Here is a 21,395-nt window from a genome sequence, read left to right as displayed (position 1 = left end):
CGCCGCCGATAGGCTGCCGGAGTCATGACCCGAATCATCGCCGGATCCGCCGGTTCGCTCACGTTGCAGGTGCCCCGCTCGGGCACCCGCCCGACGAGCGACCGCGTGCGCGAGGCGATCTTCTCGGCGCTCGAATCGCGCGACGCGATCGACGGCGCGCGCGTGCTCGACCTGTACGCCGGATCCGGAGCCCTCGGGCTCGAGTCGGCGAGCCGCGGCGCGGGCGAGGTCGTGCTCGTCGAGCGCGCGTCGGCCGCGGCCGAGATCTGCCGGCGCAATGCCGACGCGGTGCGTCGCGCGGCCCGGGGCGCCGGCGCCCGCGTGCGGGTGGTGCAACGAGCCGTCGCCGCCTACCTCGAGGGCGCGGCTGCGGGATTCGATCTCGTCTTCATCGACCCCCCGTACGACCTCGGCGAACCCGCCTTGGCGAGAGACTTGGAACTGCTCGCGCCGTTGCTCGCAGAGGACGCGATCGTGGTGGTCGAGCGCAGCAGCCGCTCGCCCGAGCCGACCTGGCCCGCGGGCATCGAAGCCTCCCGCCGGCGCGATTACGGCGAGACGACCCTGTGGTGGGCCGACGCCGTTCAGCCCGCCGCGCCGTCCCAGCCCGAGTAGGGGTCCCAGCCGTCGGCGTCGACCGGGCCGCCGTCGAGCAGGATGGCACCGGGGGCGTCGACCACCCGACCGATCGCCTGGAACGGCGCCGGCAGTGCGGCGCCCGGCGGGAAGGTCGCGAGCAGGCCGTGGTCCTCCGCGCCCGCGAGCGCGAGGCGCACGTCGGGGCCGAGCGCCTTCCGCTCGAAGTCGAGACCCACCCCGCTCGCCTCGGCGAGCCGGCGGGCGTCCCGCGCGAGCCCGTCGGAGACGTCGAGCATCGCGGTCGCGCCGGCGATGGCCGCGTCGCGGCCCGCCCCGACGGGTGGGCTCGGAGCAAGCTGCGCCGCGATGAGCTCCCCGTGCCGGTCGCGCAGCGCGGCGGTGCGCCCGGGGTCGGGCCGGCCCGAGGCATCCACCCCCTCGGCGAAGAGCAGTGCGAGCCCGCGTGCCGCGGCACCGCGCGCGCCTGCGTGCGCGACGACGTCGCCGACCCGCGCGCCCGAGCGTGTGACCGGCGCGCGGCCCTCGAGGTCGCCGAACGCCGTCACGGAGATCGTGAGCACCTTCGAGGCCGACAGATCGCCGCCGACGACCCCGCAGCCCGGGGCGAGCGTCGCGAGGCCCTCCCGCAGTCCGTCGGCGATGCCTTCGAGCACGCTCACCGACAGGTCGTTCGGGGCGGCGATCGCGACGACGAGCGCCGTGGGCCGGGCGCCCATCGCGGCGATGTCGGTGAGGTTCGTCGCAGCGGCCTTCCAGCCGAGCTCGAAGGGCCTCGACCACGCGAGCCTGAAGTCGGGGCCGTGCACCATGAGGTCGCACGTGACGACGAACCGCCCGTCGGCCGCGGCGACGACCGCCGCATCGTCGCCGGCGCCGAGGAGCGCCGAGTCGCCGGGGTCGAGCCGCGGAAGGATCCGCGCCAGCACGGCCTGTTCGCCGAGTTCGCCGATCGGGCGGTCGTCGTTGGTCGCGGAGGCGGTCGAGTCGGGCATCCGTCCAGCGTAACGAGCGCCGGACTCGCGTATGGTGTGTAATGGGTCCTTACGAACCCTGCCTCGCTGACGTACGGTGGGTTCGGTACGAGACCCGAATGCGGTGAGTCCACCCCGCTCACCGCCCCTGCAATGGAGCACGCGTGAGCCGTCGGAGCGAGAGAGCAGCACGAACAGCGGGCCGCCGCCGTCGCCGCCGGGTGATCATCGGACTGTCCGCCGCCGCGACCGTCGTCGCGCTCGTCGGCGGCGCCGGCGTCGCCTGGGCCGGCGGCCAGTTCGATCGTTGGCTGCACCCCGAGATCCCCTGCACCGAGCCGGTGGAGCTGACCGTCGCGGCGGACCCGGCGATCGCATCGACCGTCGAGGCGATCGCGGCCGACTACGACGCAGCCGAGGACTCGTGCTCGCGCACCGAGGTGGTCGCGCAGGCTTCGGCCGACACGGCCGCCATGCTCGCCTCGGGCAACGCCTCCGACGTCGACGCCTGGATCCCCGACTCCCCCGTCTGGCTCGTGCGGATGTCGAGCACCGCCCGGTCGCTCGGCCGCCCGGTGCCGGATCTCGCCCTCGAGCGATCGATCGCCTCGAGCCCGGTCGTGTTCGCCGCACGCGCGGACCGGCCCGACGCGGTCGACGGGGAGGACCTCAGCTGGAACGGCCTGCTCAACGACGCGTTCTCGGCGCTGCTGCCCGACCCCGAGGCCTCGTCGGCCAGCCTCAGCGCACTGCAGGCGATGGAACGCCGGGTCGACATCGGGACGACCCGCCAGTTCCAGCAGGCGATGATCGAGCTCAACGACACGATGCCGTCCTCGATCGACGACGCGTTCGCCGCCCTCGACGGCGCCGCCGACGGCACCGTCGTGATCGCGAGCGAGCAGCAGATCGCCCGCCACAACCGGGAGGGCGGCTCGACCCCGCTCGTCGCCCTCTACCCCGCCGACGGCACGCTCGCGCTCAGCTACCCGTTCCTCCGGGTGCTCGACGAATCGGAGCTCGCGAAGAACCTGCCCGCCGCCGACGCCGAGACCGACGAGAGCGCCGACGCCAGAGCCCGGGCGTTGCACGCGCGCGAGCTCGACGCGCTGAAGCTCGCCCTCTGGTCGGCGAAGGACGCGTTCGCCGCCGACGGGTTCCGCGACGGTACCGGCTCGGGCGAGCTCGAACAGGAGGGCGTGCTCGTCGACGCCGTGCCGGTCGACTCGGCCGCCGCCGGCGCGCAGGTCGCGATCCTGCGCACCTGGGGCGTGCTGAGCCTTCGCTCCCGCATCCTCGGCGTCATCGACGTCTCCGGTTCGATGGAGGAGCCGACGGTCACGGGCCTCCGCCGCATCGACCTGCTCACCCAGGCCGCCGCCAAGACGCTCTCGCAGTTCTCGGGCGACGTCGACCTCGGGATGTGGATCTTCTCGACCGCGCGCGCGGGCGATCGCGACTGGGAGCCGCTCGTCCCGATCGACAGTCTCGGCACCGACGACCATCGGGCGCGCATCAACAGCGCGATCGCGTCCCTCCCGGGCCGGCTCGGCGGGGCGACCGGGCTCTACGACACGGTGCTCGCGGCCGTCGCGCAGGTGCGCTCGACCTACGACGCCGATCGCGTGAACTCCGTGCTGCTGCTCACCGACGGCCGCAACGAGGACGAGCACGGCATCTCGCTCGAGACGCTGCTCGAGAAGCTGAAGCAGCTCGACGACCCGTCGAAGCCCGTGCCCGTGGTCATGGTCGGCATCGGTCCCGACACCGACGTGAAGGCCATGCGAGCGATCGCGAAGGCGACGGGCGGCGCCGCCTATTCGGCCGCGAAGCCGCAGGACCTGAGCACCGTGCTCACCGACGCCCTCTCGCAGCGGGCCTGCCGTCCGAACTGCTGAGTCATGCACGTCGAACCCATCGAATGTTGCCGTTCCGACCGGGTGTTGCCGTGCGATGGGCGACGCTCGGCTCGAACGGCCACGCTCGCGACCGCCGTCGGGCGCCCGGCGACGGGCGCCCGGCGACGGGCGACGGGCGACCGCCGTCGGGCGCGGTGGGCCGCGCGCGGCTAACCTGAAGGGGATGGACCACCCGAACGCGCGTCTGCGTCGCGCCCGCCTGCCCCTCGTCGCCGCCTGCGCCGCCGCGCTCGCGATCTCGCTCACCGGCTGCAGCCAGCCCGTGCCGATCGACCCCGCCGACGAGGCGAGCTCGCCCGACTGCGCGGCCGTCGTCGTACGCCTGCCCGACGTGCTCGCGAAGGGCACCGGCGAGGAGCAGGCCGAGCGCGAGACGAACGCCCAGGGCACGGGCGCTTGGGGCTCCCCCGCCTCGGTGCTGCTGCGCTGCGGCGTCGAGCCTCCCGGGCCGACGACCGACCGTTGCGTCACCGTCAACGGCGTCGACTGGATCATCGACGAGACCGACGCCCCGAACTACCGCTTCACCACCTACGGGCGCACCCCGGCGGTCGAGGTGCTCGTGGACAACGACGTCGTCTCGGGCACCACGGCCATCACCGAACTCTCATCCGCCGTCTCGGTCATCCCCTCGGAGACCGAGTGCACGTCGGTCGACGACGCGACCACCGCGCCCGGCACCGACGGCTGAGCCGGAACCGGGGGCCGCACTTCGCGTGCTACCGGGCACCGGTCGCGTGCCCGACCTCGATGAGCTCGGTGATGAGCTCGGGATAGCTGAGGCCCGAGTTCAGCCAGCACGTCGGGAACATCGAGATCGGCGTGAACCCCGGCATGGTGTTGATCTCGTTGACGACGAACCCCTCGCCGGTGAGGAAGACGTCGACGCGGGCGAGGCCCTGGCCGCCGATCGCCTCGAAGGCGCGACGCGCGACGCGCTGCAGCTCGAACAGCTCGCCGTCGCCGAGGTCGGCCGGGCAGACGAGTTCGACGCCCGGCGCGTCCAGGTACTTCGCCTCGAAGTCGTAGAACTCCCGCCCGGTCACGACGATCTCGCCGGCGACGCTGACCTGCGGCGTTCCGTCGCGCCCCTCGAGGACGGCGCACTCGATCTCACGGCCGACGACGCCCGACTCGACGAGCACGGTGCCGTCCTCGGCGAACGCCACGTCCAGGGCCTCGTGCAGCTTCGCCCAGTCGTCGACCTTCGTGACACCGACCGACGAGCCGGCCCGGGCCGGCTTCACGAACACCGGGAGGCCGAGGCTGTGCACCCGGCGATGCCACAGCTCGGGGTCGCGGTCGATCGCCGCGCGCGTCACGGTCACCCACGGCGCGACGGGGATGCCGGCACCCTCGAGCACCGTCTTCGTGAAGTGCTTGTCCATGCCGAGCGACGAGGCGAGCACGCCGTTGCCGACGTAGGGCAGGCCGACGAGCTCGAGGAGGCCCTGGACGGTGCCGTCCTCGCCGAACCGGCCGTGCAGGATCGGGAAGACCACGTCGACGTCGCCGAGCGAGCGCGTGCCCGAGGCATCCGACACGGTGAGCTCGCGCGACGAGGCCGACTCGGGCCAACGCACCCGGGTGCCGTTGTCGACGACCTCGGGCAGGTGGGCCGGATCGAGCGCGAATCGCGCCGGGTCGTCGGCCTCGAGCACGTAGGCGCCGTCGCGCGTGATCCCGACGGGGATCACCTCGAACCGGCTACGGTCGATCGCCCCCAGCACCCCGCCCGCCGTGGCGCAGCTGATCGAATGCTCGCTTGAGCGCCCGCCGAACAGCAGAACCACCGTGAGCTTGTCCATCTTTCGTCCTTTCGCCCTGCGGCTCGTCGTCGGTCGTGAGGTGCGGCGCGATGTCCTTGGGGTCGAGGGTGCCCGCGAGCACCTGTCGCACCTGCTCGACGATGGGCATCTCCACGCCCTTCGCCCGCGCGAGTTCGAGGATCGGCCCGACCGAGGCGAGGCCCTCGGTCGTCTGCTGCATGCGGTTGACCACGTCGTTGAGGTGGTAGCCCTGGCCGAGCAACCGCCCGGCCGTGTTGTTGCGCGAGAGGGGCGACTGGCTCGTCGCGATGAGGTCGCCGAGTCCGGCGAGGCCCGACAGCGTCTCGGGGTGGGCGCCGAAGGCGACGGCGAAGTCGCTCATCTCGACGAGGCCGCGCGTGATGATCGACGCTTTCGTGTTGTCGCCGTAGCCGGCACCGTCGACGATGCCGATCGCCACGGCGATGAGGTTCTTCAGCACGCCGCCGAACTCGGTGCCGATGACGTCGGTGTTGACGAACGAGTGGAAGTAGCGGTTGCGCGCGACGCTGGCGACGGCCTGCGCGGTCTCGAGGCTCGTCGACGACACGACGGCGGCCGTCGGCTGCTCCTTCGCGATCTCGAGCGCGAGGTTGGGGCCCGAGATGACGGCGATCTGCGATTCGTCGATGTGCAGCACCTCGGCGATGACCTCGCTCATGCGAAGGCCCGTCGACTTCTCGACGCCCTTCATGAGCGAGACGACCTTCGCCTCGGCGTGCAGGTGCGGCGCGATCGTCTTCAGGTTGTCGCGCAGCGACTGGCTGGGCACCGACACGAACACCTGCTCGGCCCCGGCGAGAGCGAGGTCGAGCCGGCTCGTCGCACGGAGGTTCAGCGGCAGATTGACACCCGGGAGGTAGTCGCTGTTGCGCTTCGCCTCCTGGATCTCGCGGGCCATCTCGGGCCGCCGGGCCCACAGGACGACGTCGGCACCGCCGTCGGCGAGGATCTTCGCGAAGGTCGTGCCCCAGCTGCCGGCGCCCAGCACGGCCACACGAGTGCCGTGCGGCGGCTTCTGTCTACTCTTCAAGGCGCCCCGTCTCCTTCTGGCCGTGGGCGGCCGGGTTCCAGCGCTCGGCGGGTGCGGGCTCGCCGCGCACCTCGGCGAGGAGCTCGGCGATCGCGTCCATGAGCTCGCCGGTCGCCTTCACGAGCATCGCCTGGTCGATGGGCTTGTCGCGGTAGGCGCTGAGGTCGAAGGGCTCGCCGATGATGACGTCGATCGTCTTGCGAGGGAACAGGCTGATCTTCTTGCCGTAGCGGGGCAGCACGGCCTGGGTGCCCCAGTGGGCGGCCGGCACGATCGGGATGCCTCGCTCGAGTGCGATGCGCACCGCGCCGGTCTTGCCGCGCATGGGCCAGAGGTCGGGGTCGCGGGTGAGCGAGCCCTCGGGGTAGACGATGACCATCCGGCCCTTCTCGACGAGCTCCTCGGCGGCACGCAGCGCCTGGTGGCCGTTGCTTCCGGTTCGTTCGACCGGGATCTGGCCCGAGGTGCGCAGGAACCAGCCGAGCACGGGGTTCTTGAAGAGCGACGCCTTCGCGAGGAACCGCGGCGCGCGACCGAGCTTCCAGCTCGCGGCGCCCATCACGACGGGGTCGATCTCGCTGTAGTGGTTCGGCGCGAGCACGAACGCACCCGAAGCGGGCATGCGCTCTCGATGGTGGAACCGGAAGCGCATGCCGAGGTTGATGATCGGCAGGATGAGGACGGCGAGCACCCAGAAGAACGACGGTCGACGGGTCTCGGACCGCGGTTTGGCAGGGGTGATCGCCTCGGAGGTGTCGTGTGGCACGCCCCTATTATCCTTCGAGTTCGAAATCCGCCCCGAGCAGCTCGAGCTTCGTGATGAAGTCCTCGTACCCGCGGGCGATGATGCCGACGTTCGAGACCGTCGAACGCCCTTCGGCCGTGAGTGCCGCGATCAGGTGGCTGAAACCGCCGCGCAGGTCGGGCACTTCGATGTCGGCGCCGGTGAGGGTCGCCGGGCCGGAGATGACCGCGGAGTGCTTGAAGTTGCGCTGGCCGAAGCGGCAGGGCCGACCGCCGAGGCACTCCTTGTGCACCTCGATCGACGCGCCCATCTCGACGAGGGCGTCGACGAAGCCGAAACGCTGCTCGTAGACCGTCTCGTGCACGATCGAGACGCCCTTGGCCTTCGCGAGGGCGACGACGAGCGGCTGCTGCCAGTCGGTCATGAAGCCGGGGTGCACGTCGGTCTCGATGATCACGGGCTTCAGCTCGCCACCGGGGTGGTAGAAGCGGATGCCCTCCTCCTCGATCTCGAAGGCGCCGCCGACCTTGCGGAAGACGTTGAGGAACGTGAGCATCTCGGCCTGTCGGGCACCGCCGACGAAGATGTCCCCGTCGGTCGCGAGTGCCGCGGCCGCCCAGCTCGCAGCCTCGTTGCGGTCGAAGAGCGCGCGGTGCGTGTAGCCGTCGAGCTTGTCGACGCCCTCGATGCGGATGACGCGGTCGGTGTCGACCGTGATGATCGCGCCCATCTTCTGCAGGATGTTGATGAGATCCATGATCTCGGGCTCGATCGCGGCACCCGAGAGTTCGGTGATGCCGTCGGCGAGGACGGCGGTGAGCAGGACCTGCTCGGTCGCGCCGACGCTCGGGTACGGCAGCGACACCTTGGCGCCGTGGAGGCCGCCGGGCGCCGACATGCGGATGCCGCTCGGCAGCTTCTCGACGATGGCACCGAAGTTGCGCAGCACCTCGAGGTGGTAGTCGATCGGCCGGTCGCCGATGCGGCAGCCGCCGAGATCGGGGATGAACGCCTCGCCGAGGCGATGCAGGAGCGGTCCGCAGAACAGGATCGGGATCCGGCTCGAGCCCGCGTGGGCATCGATGTCGGCCATGTGCGCGGTGGCGACGCCCGACGGGTCGAGGATGAGCTCGCCCTCCTCGATGCCGTGCGTGACGCTCACGCCGTGCACCTCGAGCAGCCCCCGCACGATGCGCACGTCGCTGATGTTCGGCACGTTCTTCAACACGCTCGGGGTGTCGCCGAGGATCGCCGCCACCATCGCCTTCGTGACGAGGTTCTTGGCGCCCTTCAGCTCGATCCTGCCGCGGAGCGGCTTGCCTCCGTTGATCGTGATCTTGTCGACGTTCAACCCGACTGCCGTTCCATGGTTCTTGGCATCCTGCCCGAGTGTGTTCACAGACTCCCTGATTCCGCCGGCTCCCTGATGGGGAGCGTCTTGGGCCGCCATGCCGCTCGATGTGTCTCGAACTCGGCGATGGCCGCTTCGTCCCGGAGGGTGAGGCCGATGTCGTCCAGGCCCTCCAGAAGCCTCCACCGAGTGTAGTCGTCGATGTCGAACGGCACGGTGAGCGCGCCCGCGCTCACCGTTCGTGCAACGAGATCGACGGTCACCGCTATTCCCGGGTCGGCTTCGACGACCGCCCACAGGCGCTCGATGTCCTCGTAGGCGACCTGTGCGGCGAGCAGGCCCTGCTTGCCCGAGTTGCCGCGGAAGATGTCACCGAACCGCGAGCTGATCACGACGTCGAAACCGTAGTCGCGCAACGCCCAGACGGCGTGCTCTCGGCTCGATCCGGTGCCGAAGTCGGGGCCGGCGATGAGCACCTTCGCGCCCGCGTACTCGGACCGGTTGAGGATGAACTCGGGGTCCTGGCGCCAGGCGTGGAACAGCGCGTCGTCGAAGCCGGTCTTCGTGACCCGCTTGAGGAAGACCGCGGGGATGATCTGGTCGGTGTCGACGTTCGAGCGGCGCAGCGGCACGGCGACGCCGGTGACGGTCGTGAGCTTCTGCATCAGCGGGCCTCCCCTTCGGTCTGCAGATCCCATGGGCTCGAGAGCGTGCCCCTGATGGCGGTCGCGGCCGCGACGAGCGGCGAGACGAGGTGCGTGCGGCCGCCCTTGCCCTGCCGGCCCTCGAAGTTGCGGTTCGAGGTCGAGGCGCAACGTTCGCCCGGGGCGAGCTGGTCGGGGTTCATGCCGAGGCACATCGAGCAGCCGGCGAAGCGCCATTCGGCGCCGAACGCCTCGAACACCTTGTCGAGCCCCTCGGCCTCGGCCTCGAGGCGCACGCGTGCTGAGCCGGGCACGACCATCACCCGCACGCCGTCGGCCTTCTGCTTGCCCTCGATGACCGACGCGAACGCGCGCAGGTCTTCGATGCGGCTGTTCGTGCACGAGCCCATGAACACCGCATCGACCTTGATGTCCTTGAGCGGCGTGCCCGGCTCGAGGTCCATGTACTCGAGCGCGCGCTCGGCGGCCGCCCGCTCGTGCTGGTCCGCGATGGCGGCGGGATCGGGCACCGACTCGGAGAGCGACACGCCCTGGCCCGGGTTCGTGCCCCAGGTGACGAACGGCTCGAGCGCGTCGGCGTCGATGAACACCTCGGCGTCGAACTCGGCGCCCTCGTCGGTCGGCAGCGTCTTCCAGTACTCCACGGCCGCATCCCACTCGGCCCCCTCGGGCGCGTGCGCGCGACCCTTCAGGTACGCGAAGGTGGTCTCGTCGGGGGCGACCATGCCGGCGCGCGCGCCGGCCTCGATCGACATGTTGCAGATCGTCATGCGACCGTCCATCGACAGCTCGCGGATCGCCGAGCCGCGGTACTCGAGCACGTAGCCCTGGCCGCCGCCCGTGCCGATCTTCGCGATGACGGCGAGGATGATGTCCTTCGCGGTCACGCCCGGCCGCAGGGCGCCGTCGACGTTGATCGCCATGGTCTTGAACGGCTTCAGCGGCAGCGTCTGCGTGGCGAGCACGTGCTCGACCTCGCTCGTGCCGATGCCGAACGCCATCGCGCCGAAGGCGCCGTGGGTCGACGTGTGCGAGTCGCCGCAGACGACCGTGATGCCGGGCATCGTGAGGCCGAGCTGGGGCCCCACGACGTGGACGATGCCCTGCTCCTTGTCACCGAGGGAGTGCAGGCGGATGCCGAACTCCTTCGCGTTCCTGCGGAGGGTCTCGATCTGCGTGCGGCTCGTCGGGTCGGCGATGGGCCGGTCGATCTGGAGCGTCGGCGTGTTGTGGTCTTCGGTCGCGATCGTGAGGTCGGGGCGGCGCACCGGGCGCCCGGCCATCCGCAGGCCGTCGAACGCCTGGGGGCTCGTGACCTCGTGCACGAGGTGCAGGTCGATGTAGATGAGGTCGGGGGTGCCGTCTTCGCCCTGCTTGACCAAGTGGTCGGTCCAGACCTTCTCGGCCAGGGTGCGGGGACGTGCGACAGCGTCGTGCGCAGCGTTCATTCGTTCGTCTTCCTTCGAGGATCGGTTTCGGCCGACGACGGACTCCGCGACGGGGACGGCCTCAGATCGAAGCCCCGTCGCGGCGACGAAGGAGAAGTCGTGGCGCGCGCATGCCCATCAGGCTAACACCTCGCCGCCGGCGCTTCGGCCGCGAGCGGACATGTGGCGGTCATCGGGCGTCACGCCGAGGGATCCGCGATCAGCGGTGCGTCCCGGCGCCGTCGACCCGCAGCCCGAACTCGCCGAGGTACAGCGCCGACCCGAGGGGCACCACCGTCGCCTCGCCCGGTGGCAGCTCGCGCACCGGTGCGCCCGGCACCTCGACTCGCACCCCGTTCGTCGACCGGAGATCGGTGACGCGCACGCCCGCCTCGACGGGCTCGACGTACGCATGCGTCTTCGAGACGGTACGGGCGGGATCGTCGACCGCGACGGTGCGAGCGCCGGGCACCGCGGACGGCGCCGGGTCGCGGCCGAGCACGACCGGTTGGTCGATGACGGCTTCGAACCCGGATGCCGCGACGAGACGCCGTGCGGGAGCACCGGGCCGCGGAGGCGGAGCCGCCGGCCCCGCCGCCACCACCGGTGCGGGATGCTGCGGCGGCGCCGGAAGCGGTGTTCCGGGCGCGCCGATGACCGGCCCGCCCGGGGCGAAGGTCGGCAGCGTCCTCGGGACGGCCCGAACCGTGCGATCGGGCGCATGCGGCTGCGGCGCCGAGGGCACGATCCCCGGCGGGGGAACGATGAAGTCCGATTCACCCACCGTCCCAGCCTACCGACGACGACGGATCCGATAGCGACTGATGAATCGCCGGGCTCTGCCGACGGCCGCGGTCACCGCAGCCGTCGCCGCCTCGGCCTCGGTCCAGCGACGGGCGACGACCTCGTCGGACACGGGGCGGCCGTCGAAGACGTCCCGGTCGATCGTGGAGGCGAGCGTCGACAACGGCACGCCTTCGGCCGCGGCATCCGCGCCCTGCATCGCATCGCCGAGCCCCTGCTCGACGACCTGCTGCTCGAGGGCCCTCGCGGACTGCAGGCGCGTCGCTCGCGTCGGCGGCTCGAAGCCGAGCTCTGCGTAGCGGTCGACGAGCTCGTCCCAGGCGGCCGCGGCCTGCCGGTCGTTGGGGCCGGAGCGACGCCGCCGACGCCGTGCCGCCTTGATCAGCGCCGCGGCGAGCATCGGCAGGAAGACGAGCGCCGCGGGGATCGCGATCGACCCGAGTGCGATCCACACCCATCCCGGAATCTGGAAGGGACGATCCTTGTCGTCGTCGTCCGTGTCGTCGATCTCGACGGTGGCGAGCAGCTCGTCCTCGGTCTGCTCGGCGCGCGGCGGCTGGCGCACCTGCGGCTGCGGCTCCGACTTCGGCTTCGGGGTCTCCTCCTTCGGCACGTCGACCTGGTCGGGCGTGGGGTGGAAGCTCACCCAGCCGATGCCGTCGAACGCGACCTCGACCCACGCGGTGACGTCGTCGCCGACGACCTCCACCTCGTCCTGTCCTTCCGCGACGTCGGGTGCGAACCCCATCACGACGCGCGCCGGATAGCCCAGATCGCGGGCCATGAGCGCCATCGCGGCGGCGTACTGCTCGGCGTCGCCGACCATCTGCGATCGCGTGAAGAGCTCGGTGATGCGGTCGGCGCCGTGCCCCGCGCGCGACGCCACCTCGTCGGAGGCGAGGCCGTGGCTCAGGAATCCGTTCGTCTTGAGCGCCTTCTCGATCGCGCGCAGCTGCTCGATCGGGCTCGCGGCGTCGCCGGCGAGCTCGCTCGCCTTGGCCTCGGCCACGTCGGGCGAGTTCTCGACGATCGGCAGGGTGAGGTCGGCGACGGGCACGTCGAGCATGTCGTCGGTGTCGGGCTCGCGCTGCACGTTCGCCGTGAGCTCGTACCGGGTGCCCTCGCCGATGCCGCTCGTGAGCACGGCGGTGCCCGCGTCGGGGTTGTAGCGCAGGTCGCCCGCGCGGGCGGCGCTGGCGGCATCCTGCAAGTGCAGGCTGCTGCCGTAACCGACGGTCGGGAGCCAGACGTCGGAGTAGGCGCCGACCTCGATCTCGACGTCGCGCTTCGAGCCGAGGTCGGCGAGTCCGGGCTCGGGCAGCGACTCGCCCACGATGCCGTACCCCGCGTCGGACCCGGCGTCCTCGGGACCGGCGACGTTCCAGAGGCGGCCGGTGTAGGAGTCCATCGTGGCCAGCCGCAGGGTGTCGCCCGGTTGGAGGCCGCGCACCGTGAACAGCGTCTCCTCGGCGAGGTCCTTCGTGTACTTGCGGAATCCCGACAGCGGGCTCGGGAACTCGAGCGGGTCGAAGGGCGGCACGACCTCGTCGCGCAGCACGAAGCGCTCGGGACTCACCGGTGCGAACGCGACGCCCGCAATCGCGCCGATGGCGACGGCTCCGGCGACGACCGCGCTCGTGCCGGTGATCTTCTGCCGGCGCAGGCGCTTCGCCCCCTCTCCCGTCGCCTCGACGGTCGTCCCGCGGTGCCACGCGATCCAGACCAGGGCGATGACCGCGAAGGCGACGCCGCGGACACCCGCGAAGTACGGCTCGTCGGTGCCGAGCAGGATGCCGGAGAGGTAGAGGAGGGCTGGGCCGATGACGAGCACGCTCGCACGCAGTGCGGTTCGACGCTTGGGCAGCCATCGGGTCGCGAGCATCGTGCCGACGAGCGAGACGAGCCAGGCGGCGAAGTAGGGCAGCGCCGCGATGTAGTACGGCGCCTCGACCGGTGTGCCGATCGTGACGATGTCGGCCCAGCCGAAGACGGCCCCGTAGGCGAGCCCGGCGAGCGACGTGAGCGAGGGCAGCACGGCGAAGAGTCCGGTCTCGGGCATCGTGAACGGCGTGCCGAGGATGAAGTAGGCGGCGACGGCGACGAGCACGGTCGTGAGCACGCCGAGCCGCCAGACCGCGCCGGCGACGGCCGCGAGGGTGCCGACGACGAGCCCGGCGATCGCCGCGACGAGGAAGTTGAGGTCGCCGAAGCTCGTCTCGTAGCCGACGATGCCGAGCAGTGACAGGAGGCTCAGGACGAGCAGGTCGCTGACGACGTTGCGGGGCAGGCGTCTCATGGGCGCACCCTCCGCATCAGCCGAGGAAGGTCGGCGAGCTCGCCGATGGTTGCGACGGTCATGCCCGCGATCTTCGTGAGCGAGCTCGGCGCGCCGAGGTCGATGCGCACGGCGACCGTCTGGGTGTCGTTGCCGAACACCGTCTCGACGGCGCGGAACTCGGCGAGCGGGAGCTGCGAACCGCCGACCGCGATCACGACGCTCGGGGCCGGCAGGCGCTTCGTCGCCTCGCGCACGAAGTCGCGCATCGTCGGGTAGGCGCGGTCGACCGGATCGATGCGGCACGAGTCATCCAGCAAGGTCGTCGGCGTCGCCGTGCGCAGGGAGACCCGTTCGGTCGCGACCGAGAGCCGCGTCTTGTCGCGGATGACCTGCACGCCGATCGAGGCGAGCACCGACACCCCGAGCTCGAACTCGTCCTCGGATGCGTAGTGCGCCCGCTCGGTCGACTGCAGGAGCGCGAGCTGCGAACGACGCGTCTCCTCGTACTGGCGGACCATGAGCTGTCCGGTGCGGGCCGATGTGCGCCAGTGCACGTTGCGCAGCGGGTCGCCCGGCTCGTAGGCGCGCAGGGCGTGGAACGAGATGTCGTTGTTCGTGATGACCTTCGTGATCTCGCCCTCGAGGTCGCGGACGAGGCCCGCGGCCGACGGCAGCAGGCGCGCGGTCACCGGGTGCACGAAGAGTTCGACCGGGTCGGTCCAGCGCACCGTCCGGCGCAGCATGCCGAGCTGGTCGCCGCGGACGGAGACCGCAGGGCCGGCGACGATCACGGCGCGGCGGTTCGTCGGCACGGCGAAGAGCTCTTCGTGCTCCTCGCCCGGTGCCAGCTGCGGCACGACGAACTCGGCGAGCCCGGCGCCGACCGGGAGCTCGATGCGCGCGGGCGCCGACGGCGCGCCGCCCGCGTTGCGGACGGCGAGCCGTCCGAGTGCGCGTTCACCGGCGACGACTCGGGCGGGCTGCAGCTCGATGCCGACGTCGAAGTGCATCCGACCGAACACGAACGCGATCGAGACGAGCACCGCCGCGAGCAGGGTGAACCCGAGGAACGCGAACTCGATCCAGCCGAAGGCCCACGCGAGCACGAGCGAGACGACGGCGGCGGCGAGCACGAGCCATCCCGTCGTCGAGATCACGCCCGTGACCGGCTCGCAGAAGGCGGCCACCGCGCGCGCCGCGCGCACGACGGCGCGCCGAGCCGCCGTCAGCGACGTCCCGAGCGAACGCGAGACCGTCCTGAGTGCGATGCGTGTCTGCGAGGGCGCCTGCGCCTGGGCCTCCCGCGTGCCGGCCGGTACGCTCATGCCGCCCGGTACGCCGGCGGAGCGACCTCGACCAGGACCCTGTTCACGATGTCCGTCGCGGTCACGCCCGCGAACTCCGACTCGGGATCCACGATGATGCGATGGGCCAGCACCGGCACGGCCAGGTCGCGCACGTCATCGGGCGTGGCGAACGTGCGGCCACGCGAGATCGCTCGCGTCTTCACCGCCCGTGCGAGGGCCAGTGCGCCGCGCATGCTCACGCCCAAGGCCGAATCCCGGTCGTCCCGGGTCGCCGCGACGAGCTCGTTCAGGTACGACAGCACGGCCGCGTCGACGTACACGTCGCTCGCGAGCGCGGACATCGTGGTGATCGACTCGGGGGCGATGATCGGCGACACCTTCGACGCCCGCGCACGGTTCGCCGAGTCGAGCAGCAACGTCACGGCGGTGTCGTGGTCGGGGTACCCGAGCGAGGTCTTGATCAGGAACCGGTCGAGCTGCGCCTCTGGCAGCGAGTACGTGCCGGCCTGCTCGACCGGGTTCTGCGTCGCGATCACCATGAAGGGCGACCCCACCTCGTACGAGACGCCGTCGACCGTGACCCGGCCCTCCTCCATCACCTCGAGGAGGGACGACTGCGTCTTCGGGCTCGCCCGGTTGATCTCGTCGGCCAGCACGATCGAGGCGAAGATGGGGCCACGATGGAACTCGAACTGCCCCTTGCCTTGGTCGTAGATCGTGACGCCGGTGACGTCCGACGGCAGCAGGTCGGGCGTGAACTGGATGCGCGAGTTCGTGCCGTCGAGGGTGTTCGCGAGGGCCTTCGCGAGCACCGTCTTACCCGTGCCGGGGAAGTCCTCGAGCAGGACGTGCCCGTCGGAGAGCAGTGCCGTCACGACGAGCTCGATGACCTCGCGCTTGCCGAGGATGGCGCGGTCGACGTTGTCGACGAGCTTCGAGAACGCGTCCTGGAACCACAGGGCCTGTTCTTGGGTCACTGACATGCGGGTTTCGTCTCTCTCTTGCTTCGTTGCCGTCGGGTCACACGCGTCACCACGTGTTGTACGGGATGCTGTTCCACTGGCTGCCGCTGATCGCGCCGAGGGTCTTCGAGGTGCCGCCGCTGACGTTCTCGAAGCGCACCGCGATCGTCTCGCCCGCGGCACGCCGGCCGAGGTGGTTCTGCAGCTCGAGTCGGCCGTCCGCGCCGACGTCGTAGGTCCCCTTGTAGTTGTCCCACGAGCCGTTGACGGTCACGTACACCTGGTAGCGGCCCGGGTCCATGTTGCTCCAGCTGATGCGCACGTTCGCGCAACCGCTGCCGCCGCTGTCGCAGGCGCGGCTCCCGCCCTTGCCGATCGAGCCCGAAGCCTGGGGCGGCGGACGGTTCTCGACGCTGAACCTGATGGAGTTCGCGGGGCCCTCCTTGCCGCTGCCGTTGTTCCTCGCCTTGACGTCGACCGTGTGGCTGCCGGCGCCGAGGTTGCCGAACGTGCGCGACTGGGCCGTGCCCCAGCCCGACCAACCGCCACCGTCGATCTGTGTGGAGTACTGCACGCCTCCGCCACCCGTGTCGGCGGGCGGATCCCACGCGACCGTGACGTCGGCGGGCGCGTAGCCGATGCCGCCCGTGCGCAGGTTCGTGGGCTGGGTCGGCGTGCCGTACGGCGTCTGGGTCATGCTGTTCGACGCGTCGGACGTGCCCTTCGCGTTGACCGCGCGCACGGTGAACGTGTACGCCGCACCGTTGCGGAGGCCGTCGATCGTCTGCGGCGTGCCGGCTGCGGCTTCGCCGAACTCCCTCGAGCCGCCGTCGTAGCTCACGATGTAGCCCGTGATCGGCGAGTTGTTCGTGGCGTTGGCGCGCCATGTCACCTGGATGTTGCCGTCTCCGCTCGTCGCGGCGGTGAGCGTCGGCGGGTCGGGCCGATCCCTGACGATCACGGTGACGCGTCCCTGCACCTCGCGCGCCGGGTCCATCGTGGCGTCGCCGATGCGGTAGATGACGCTGAGCTCGCCCGTGAACGATGCACCGGTGCGCACCGTGATGTCGGATTCGGTGTGGCTCACCGACGCGTTCGAGCCCACGCTCGCCGAGTCGATCTCGGCGGCGACGACGCGCAGCTTCTCGCCCTCCGCGTTGAACGGGTTGAAGTCGTTCTCGAGGACGTCGACGAGCTTCGAGTCGCTGCGCACCATCTCGATCGGACCGTCGTCCTTGGCGATGGGCTTCGCGCGCGTCGAGGAGACGACCTTCACGTCGACATAGCCCGGAACCGTGAACGACTCGAACTTGAGGTCGAAGGTCAGGCGGGTCGAGGTGCCCGGCTGCACGCCGAGCTCCGACGAGACCTTCAGCGTTCCGCCGTCGATCGACGCCTGGATCTCGTCCGTCGTCCCGGACAGGTTCGTGTACTCGACGCGCTCGATGTTGTCGGGATTCGGCTGGTAGGTCGACGAGCGCAGGTCGACGTCGAGCGGCGCCTCACCGGCCTCGATCGTCTCGGTGCGCGGCGTGAACGTCGGCGGGGTGTCGTTGAAGTTCGGATCGCCGACCGTGATGGGAATGGTGAGGATCGCGACGCGGCCGATGGGGTCGGTCGCGCTCTTGCCGTCGGTCACCTGGAACGTCACGGCGGCAGAGCCCCGGTAATCCTGCTCGGGCACGTACTGCAGCGTCTGGCCGTCGACCATGGGCGCCTCGCCCGCGTTCGTCGCCGACGCCGTGAGGATGAGCGGCGGCTGGCCGGAGGGCACCACGACGATGTCGTCGACGTCCCAGGTGATGCTGCCGTTCATCGGCACGACGACCGGCTCCATGTCGGCGAGGTGCGGTGCGGGGAACTTCGCCTTCTCTTCGGCGGCGAGCTCTTCGGGGGTCTTCGGCCGCTGGGTCTCCTCGACGACGGGCTCCTCGTCTCCGCCGGGGATCGGCGGCACGATGACGAACGCCATCGCATCGAGTTCGTCGAGCTCGTTGGTCAGTCGATAGGCGACCGCGAACCGATCGCGGCCCGGCTTCACGTCGATGCTGCCGTCGGAGAGCACCTCGGCGCGATCGGCGTTGGGGCCCTCGACGCTCACCTTGAGGTCCTCGACGAGTCCTCCGGGGTTCGTCGCATCGTTGAGCGGGCGAACGTTGACCTTGTCGACGTCGACGACCTCTTCGGGTTCGATGACCTGGTCCTCGGCGGTGGGCGGCGGGATCACGGCGTCCTTCGAGACCGCGATCTGCAGGAAGGCGGCATCGGCGCCGCCGTGACCGTTCGAGATCTCGTACCGCACTGTGTACGCGCCCTCGGTCTCGGGGGCCGTCACGACGACGCGCCGCCGGTCGCGGACCTCGGCCTCGATGCCCTCGTCGACGTCGGGGAGCCCCGCGACGCGCAGCTGGTAGCCGGACGGGTCGGAGTCGTTGAGCAGCACCTCGACGCCGACGGTGCGGCCGGGCTTCATCTCGATCGTGTCGTCGACCGCCTTCGGCGGCAGCTGCACCGCCGGCCGCGGGATGACGCCGATGCGCACGGTGCCCTTCGACTTCGCGCCCTGCGTGTCTTCGACCTCGTACTGGAAGGTGTCGGTGCCCGCGGATCCGGTCAACGCCTCGTAGGTGATCGACGTGCTCGTGCGCTCGAGGATGCGCCCGAGCGACGGCGCCGAGGCGATGCCCGTCAGCGTCACCGAATCGCCGTCGGGGTCGATGCCGTCGAGCGGGACGTCGATCTTGACCGCCGAACCCTCGAAGGTGCGCGAGGTGAGCGGCGTCGGAAGCGGCGCACGGTTGTTGGCGGGGTCGGGACCGACCACCGTGAAGTGCACCGTCGCGCGCGCGGTCTGCTCGAAGTCGTCTCCGACCGTGTAGACCGCGCTGTAGACGCCCGGCGTCTTCGGAGCCTGGAACCGCACCTCGTCGCCGTTGACGAACGCGAGGCCGCCCTCGGCGTCGACCTTCGACAGCTCGGGCAGCACGTGGATCGCCGCGGCGTCGGGGTGGTAGTCGTTGCGCAGCACGGGGACGGTGACGATGTCGCCCGCGCGCACGTTCACGCTGTCGTCGGCCGCGACGGGCGGTTGGTGCTTGACGAGCGGCGGCACGGGCACGACGGCGACGCTCGCGGTCGCGGTGTTCACGCCGTCGGAGATCGTGTACTCGAACTCGAGCTGGCGGTCGATCGCCTCGGAGGCCGTGACGCGTGCGACCGTGTTCGTCAGGATCTCGACGGAGACGAGGTCGTCGGTCGCCGAGTCGTCGACGGACTGCACGGCGAGCACCCGGCCCGACGGTGAGACGTCGTTCGCGAGGAGCGGCACCGTGGTCGGCTCGCCCGGCCGGAGGTAGGCCGTGTCCTTCACGGCGATGGGCTTCGGCTCGTCGTCGGGCGTCTCGGCGACCTGCACGCGGATGAGGCCGACGCTCACGGCGGTGTCGGCGGCGAGGTCGTAGAGGAAGACGTACTCGCCCGGCTCGTCGGCCGAGAACGTGATGGTGCCGCGTTCGAGGTTCGGGGTCACCGTCGCACCGTCGGGCACCTCCTCGACGCCGGCGAGCGACAGCGGGGCGCCCGAGGGCGTCAGGTCGTTCGCGAGCGGCTCGATCGCGACCGCCTCGCCGACGAAGACCTGCGCGAAGTCGGGCGTGCCGACCGGGTTGAGGGTGCCGGTGGGCTTCACCTCGACCTCGAGGGTGCCGGCGGACTCGGTCTGCCCGTCGGAGACGACGTACTGCACCTCCTTCGTGCCGAGCTCTCCCGAACGGTGCCCGAAGGTGACCTGGCCGTCGGGGCTGAACCGCACGGAGTCGCCGCTCGTCGGCGACGCGTTCACGAGGTACACGTCGTCGCCGTCGGGGTCGTTCCAGTCGGCCAGCACGTTGTACGAGATCTGCCGGTTCTGCTCGACGCTCGTCGCCGCGGTGCGCATCGACACGGGCGCCTCGTTCTCGCTCTCGGGCGTGATGCGCACGTTCACGGATGCCTCGGCGACGCCCCCGCGTCCGTCGTCGACGGAGTACCGGAACGAGGCGGTGCCCGCCGCACCGTCATCGGGGGTGAACTGGAGCGCTCGCCCGCCGTCGATGAGTTCAAGTCGGCCCTGCGCACCGCTCACGGCCGGCAGTTCGGCCACGGTGAGCACGTCGCCGTCGGGGTCGGTGTCGTTCTCGAGCACCTCGAGGATCGTCGTGCGTTCTGGCCGTACGCCGAACTCGTCGTCGCGCGCGACCGGAGGACGGTTGACGGGCCCCCGTTCCGCGAGCGTGTCCTCGAAGTTCTGGCGGGAGCTCTTCTCCTCGCCCTCCTCGTCGTCCGACTCCTCGGGCGGGGTGACCTCCTCCCAGTTGTCGACGAGTCGGAGGTCGGAGTCGACCAGCCATGCGTTGCCGTTCGAGAGGTTGTTGAGCACGATGACGTTGCGGTTGACGCGGAACTCGAGCCGCCCGCCCGCCGTCTTCTGCTCGATCTCCTGCGACCGGGGGTCCTCGCCGTCGCAGGCGGCGAGGTAGCTCGCCGAATTCGCCCAGGCGCCGTGCGCGCAGCCGTTGAGCCAGACCGGTGCCGCGACCTGCGACGCCTTCTCGGCTTCGACTTCGCCACCGCTCGGGATGACGCGGACCTCTCCCCCGGCGAGCGGTGCCTCGAGCAGTGCACCCGCGCTCGCGACGAGGGCGACGTCGTGCTCGGCGCCGGACTGCTGCAGTCGCAGGCCCTGCTCGGGCAGGTCGACGGCGACGTCGCCCGAGATCAGGCGGTTCTGGTCTTCGTCGAGGATGACGGCGCGCTCGCCCACGGCGGCGAGCTGGTGCTCGCCGAGCTTCGGCGTGCTGCGCTTCTGCGGGTCGGCGCCCACGGCGATCGTGTACAGCGCCTTCTTGCCCGGTCGGGTCGCGAAGACGGTGCCTTCGCTCGAGACGGCGACCCTGGCCCCCTCGCCGAGCTTCAGGAGCGGGTCGGTGCCGGCGGCGTCGAAGGAGAGCGCGGACCCGGCCTGCACCGTCCACAGCTCGCCCTTCGGCGAGAGCACCGCGATGACCTCGCCGCCGTAGGCGACCTGCGAGCCCGGGGGCACGTCGATGCGTTCGGTGAGCGTGGTGAACGAGGGATCGATGCGCTCGATCGAGCCGATGCTGCGGTCGTAGAGGAACGCGTCGTCGCCGTTCTGCAGGACGTCGAACTCGTTCGTTGCCGTGTTGACGGCCGCGTCGAGCTCGCCGATCGGCCGGTTGAGGCGGCCGGCGAGCAGATCGTGCTCGTTGAGGACCCAGACGTCTCGCGCGTCGAGGTCGGGGTCGGTCACGGGGAAACCCTGGTGCAGCACCGCGAAGGTCAGCGGTACCCCCGCGATGAGCGTGAGTGCGAGCGTCGTCGCCGTCGCCTTGCGCGTGCGCACCCAGGACGTGAAGGATCCCACCACTTCTCCCCTGATGCACCACGAATCGGATCGGGCCGATCGGCCCCCACAACGGGGTACACGGTAACACGGGGATCCGACGCGGTCACATGGGGAGTCGTCC

Annotated in this window: 15 protein-coding genes; 3 read left to right on the top strand and 12 right to left on the bottom strand. The window is 70.9% G+C overall.

All coding sequences use genetic code 11. The features are described from left to right. Positions 1–24: 24 nt before the first annotated feature. On the top strand, positions 25–615 hold the full coding sequence (gene rsmD, locus LR269_RS10375; RefSeq protein ID WP_231430719.1) for a 16S rRNA (guanine(966)-N(2))-methyltransferase RsmD: 591 nt from the start codon (positions 25–27) through the stop codon (positions 613–615). Here rsmD and thiL read toward each other — a convergent pair. Next, complete coding sequence (thiL, locus tag LR269_RS10370) at positions 585–1,592, bottom strand: thiamine-phosphate kinase (protein ID WP_231430718.1); 1,008 nt, start codon at positions 1,590–1,592, stop codon at positions 585–587. The two genes, rsmD and thiL, sit on opposite strands and share 31 nt — an antisense overlap. Before the next feature lie 200 nt (positions 1,593–1,792). Here thiL and LR269_RS10365 point away from each other — a divergent pair, with 200 nt between their 5' ends. Further along, the gene (locus LR269_RS10365) at positions 1,793–3,469 is read left to right on the top strand and encodes a substrate-binding and VWA domain-containing protein (RefSeq protein ID WP_231430717.1); all 1,677 of its coding nucleotides are present in this window, start codon (positions 1,793–1,795) and stop codon (positions 3,467–3,469) included. 184 nt (positions 3,470–3,653) lie between these two features. Further along, a complete protein-coding gene (locus LR269_RS10360) occupies positions 3,654–4,181 on the top strand; it encodes a DUF3515 domain-containing protein (RefSeq protein WP_231430716.1) in 528 nt (175 codons plus the stop codon). A gap of 28 nt (positions 4,182–4,209) precedes the next feature. Here LR269_RS10360 and LR269_RS10355 read toward each other — a convergent pair whose 3' ends face one another. The 11 genes from LR269_RS10355 to LR269_RS10305 form a co-directional block, all read right to left on the bottom strand. Further along, positions 4,210–5,298, bottom strand: coding sequence for a D-alanine--D-alanine ligase family protein (locus LR269_RS10355; protein ID WP_231430715.1), 1,089 nt, complete (start codon positions 5,296–5,298; stop codon positions 4,210–4,212). Then, positions 5,198–6,331: an NAD(P)H-dependent glycerol-3-phosphate dehydrogenase gene (locus LR269_RS10350; protein WP_231430714.1), complete on the bottom strand. Its 1,134-nt coding sequence runs from the start codon at positions 6,329–6,331 to the stop codon at positions 5,198–5,200. Before LR269_RS10350 ends, LR269_RS10355 begins: the two co-directional genes overlap by 101 nt. Next, positions 6,321–7,097, bottom strand: coding sequence for a 1-acyl-sn-glycerol-3-phosphate acyltransferase (locus tag LR269_RS10345; RefSeq protein ID WP_231430713.1), 777 nt, complete (start codon positions 7,095–7,097; stop codon positions 6,321–6,323). Before LR269_RS10345 ends, LR269_RS10350 begins: the two co-directional genes overlap by 11 nt. A gap of 7 nt (positions 7,098–7,104) precedes the next feature. Further along, positions 7,105–8,475, bottom strand: a complete 1,371-nt coding sequence (gene murA, locus LR269_RS10340) for a UDP-N-acetylglucosamine 1-carboxyvinyltransferase (protein WP_231430712.1) — start codon at positions 8,473–8,475, stop codon at positions 7,105–7,107. Further along, positions 8,472–9,092 carry a 3-isopropylmalate dehydratase small subunit gene (leuD, locus tag LR269_RS10335; protein ID WP_231430711.1) on the bottom strand — a complete coding sequence of 207 codons (621 nt, stop codon included), beginning with the start codon at positions 9,090–9,092 and terminating at the stop codon, positions 8,472–8,474. The genes murA and leuD overlap by 4 nt, the downstream gene beginning before the upstream one ends. After that, positions 9,092–10,540, bottom strand: coding sequence for a 3-isopropylmalate dehydratase large subunit (gene leuC, locus LR269_RS10330; protein WP_231430710.1), 1,449 nt, complete (start codon positions 10,538–10,540; stop codon positions 9,092–9,094). The genes leuD and leuC overlap by 1 nt, the downstream gene beginning before the upstream one ends. 199 nt (positions 10,541–10,739) lie before the next feature. Continuing rightward, the gene (locus LR269_RS10325) at positions 10,740–11,303 is read right to left on the bottom strand and encodes an FHA domain-containing protein (protein ID WP_231430709.1); all 564 of its coding nucleotides are present in this window, start codon (positions 11,301–11,303) and stop codon (positions 10,740–10,742) included. Positions 11,304–11,312: 9 nt separating this feature from the next. Beyond that, a complete protein-coding gene (locus tag LR269_RS10320) occupies positions 11,313–13,619 on the bottom strand; it encodes a transglutaminase domain-containing protein (RefSeq protein ID WP_231430708.1) in 2,307 nt (768 codons plus the stop codon). Next, on the bottom strand, positions 13,616–14,926 hold the full coding sequence (locus tag LR269_RS10315) for a DUF58 domain-containing protein (RefSeq protein ID WP_231430707.1): 1,311 nt from the start codon (positions 14,924–14,926) through the stop codon (positions 13,616–13,618). Before LR269_RS10315 ends, LR269_RS10320 begins: the two co-directional genes overlap by 4 nt. Further along, positions 14,923–15,891 (bottom strand): MoxR family ATPase, encoded by a 969-nt coding sequence (locus LR269_RS10310; protein WP_231430706.1) that lies wholly within the window; start codon positions 15,889–15,891, stop codon positions 14,923–14,925. The genes LR269_RS10315 and LR269_RS10310 overlap by 4 nt, the downstream gene beginning before the upstream one ends. A 46-nt stretch (positions 15,892–15,937) precedes the next feature. Further along, complete coding sequence (locus LR269_RS10305; RefSeq protein WP_231430705.1) at positions 15,938–21,292, bottom strand: Ig-like domain-containing protein; 5,355 nt, start codon at positions 21,290–21,292, stop codon at positions 15,938–15,940. Between the last annotated feature and the right edge of the window lie 103 nt (positions 21,293–21,395).

Source organism: Agromyces sp. S2-1-8 (assembly GCF_021129215.1).
Taxonomy (GTDB): domain Bacteria; phylum Actinomycetota; class Actinomycetes; order Actinomycetales; family Microbacteriaceae; genus Agromyces; species Agromyces chromiiresistens.
This window is presented reverse-complemented; position numbering and strand designations above follow the sequence as displayed.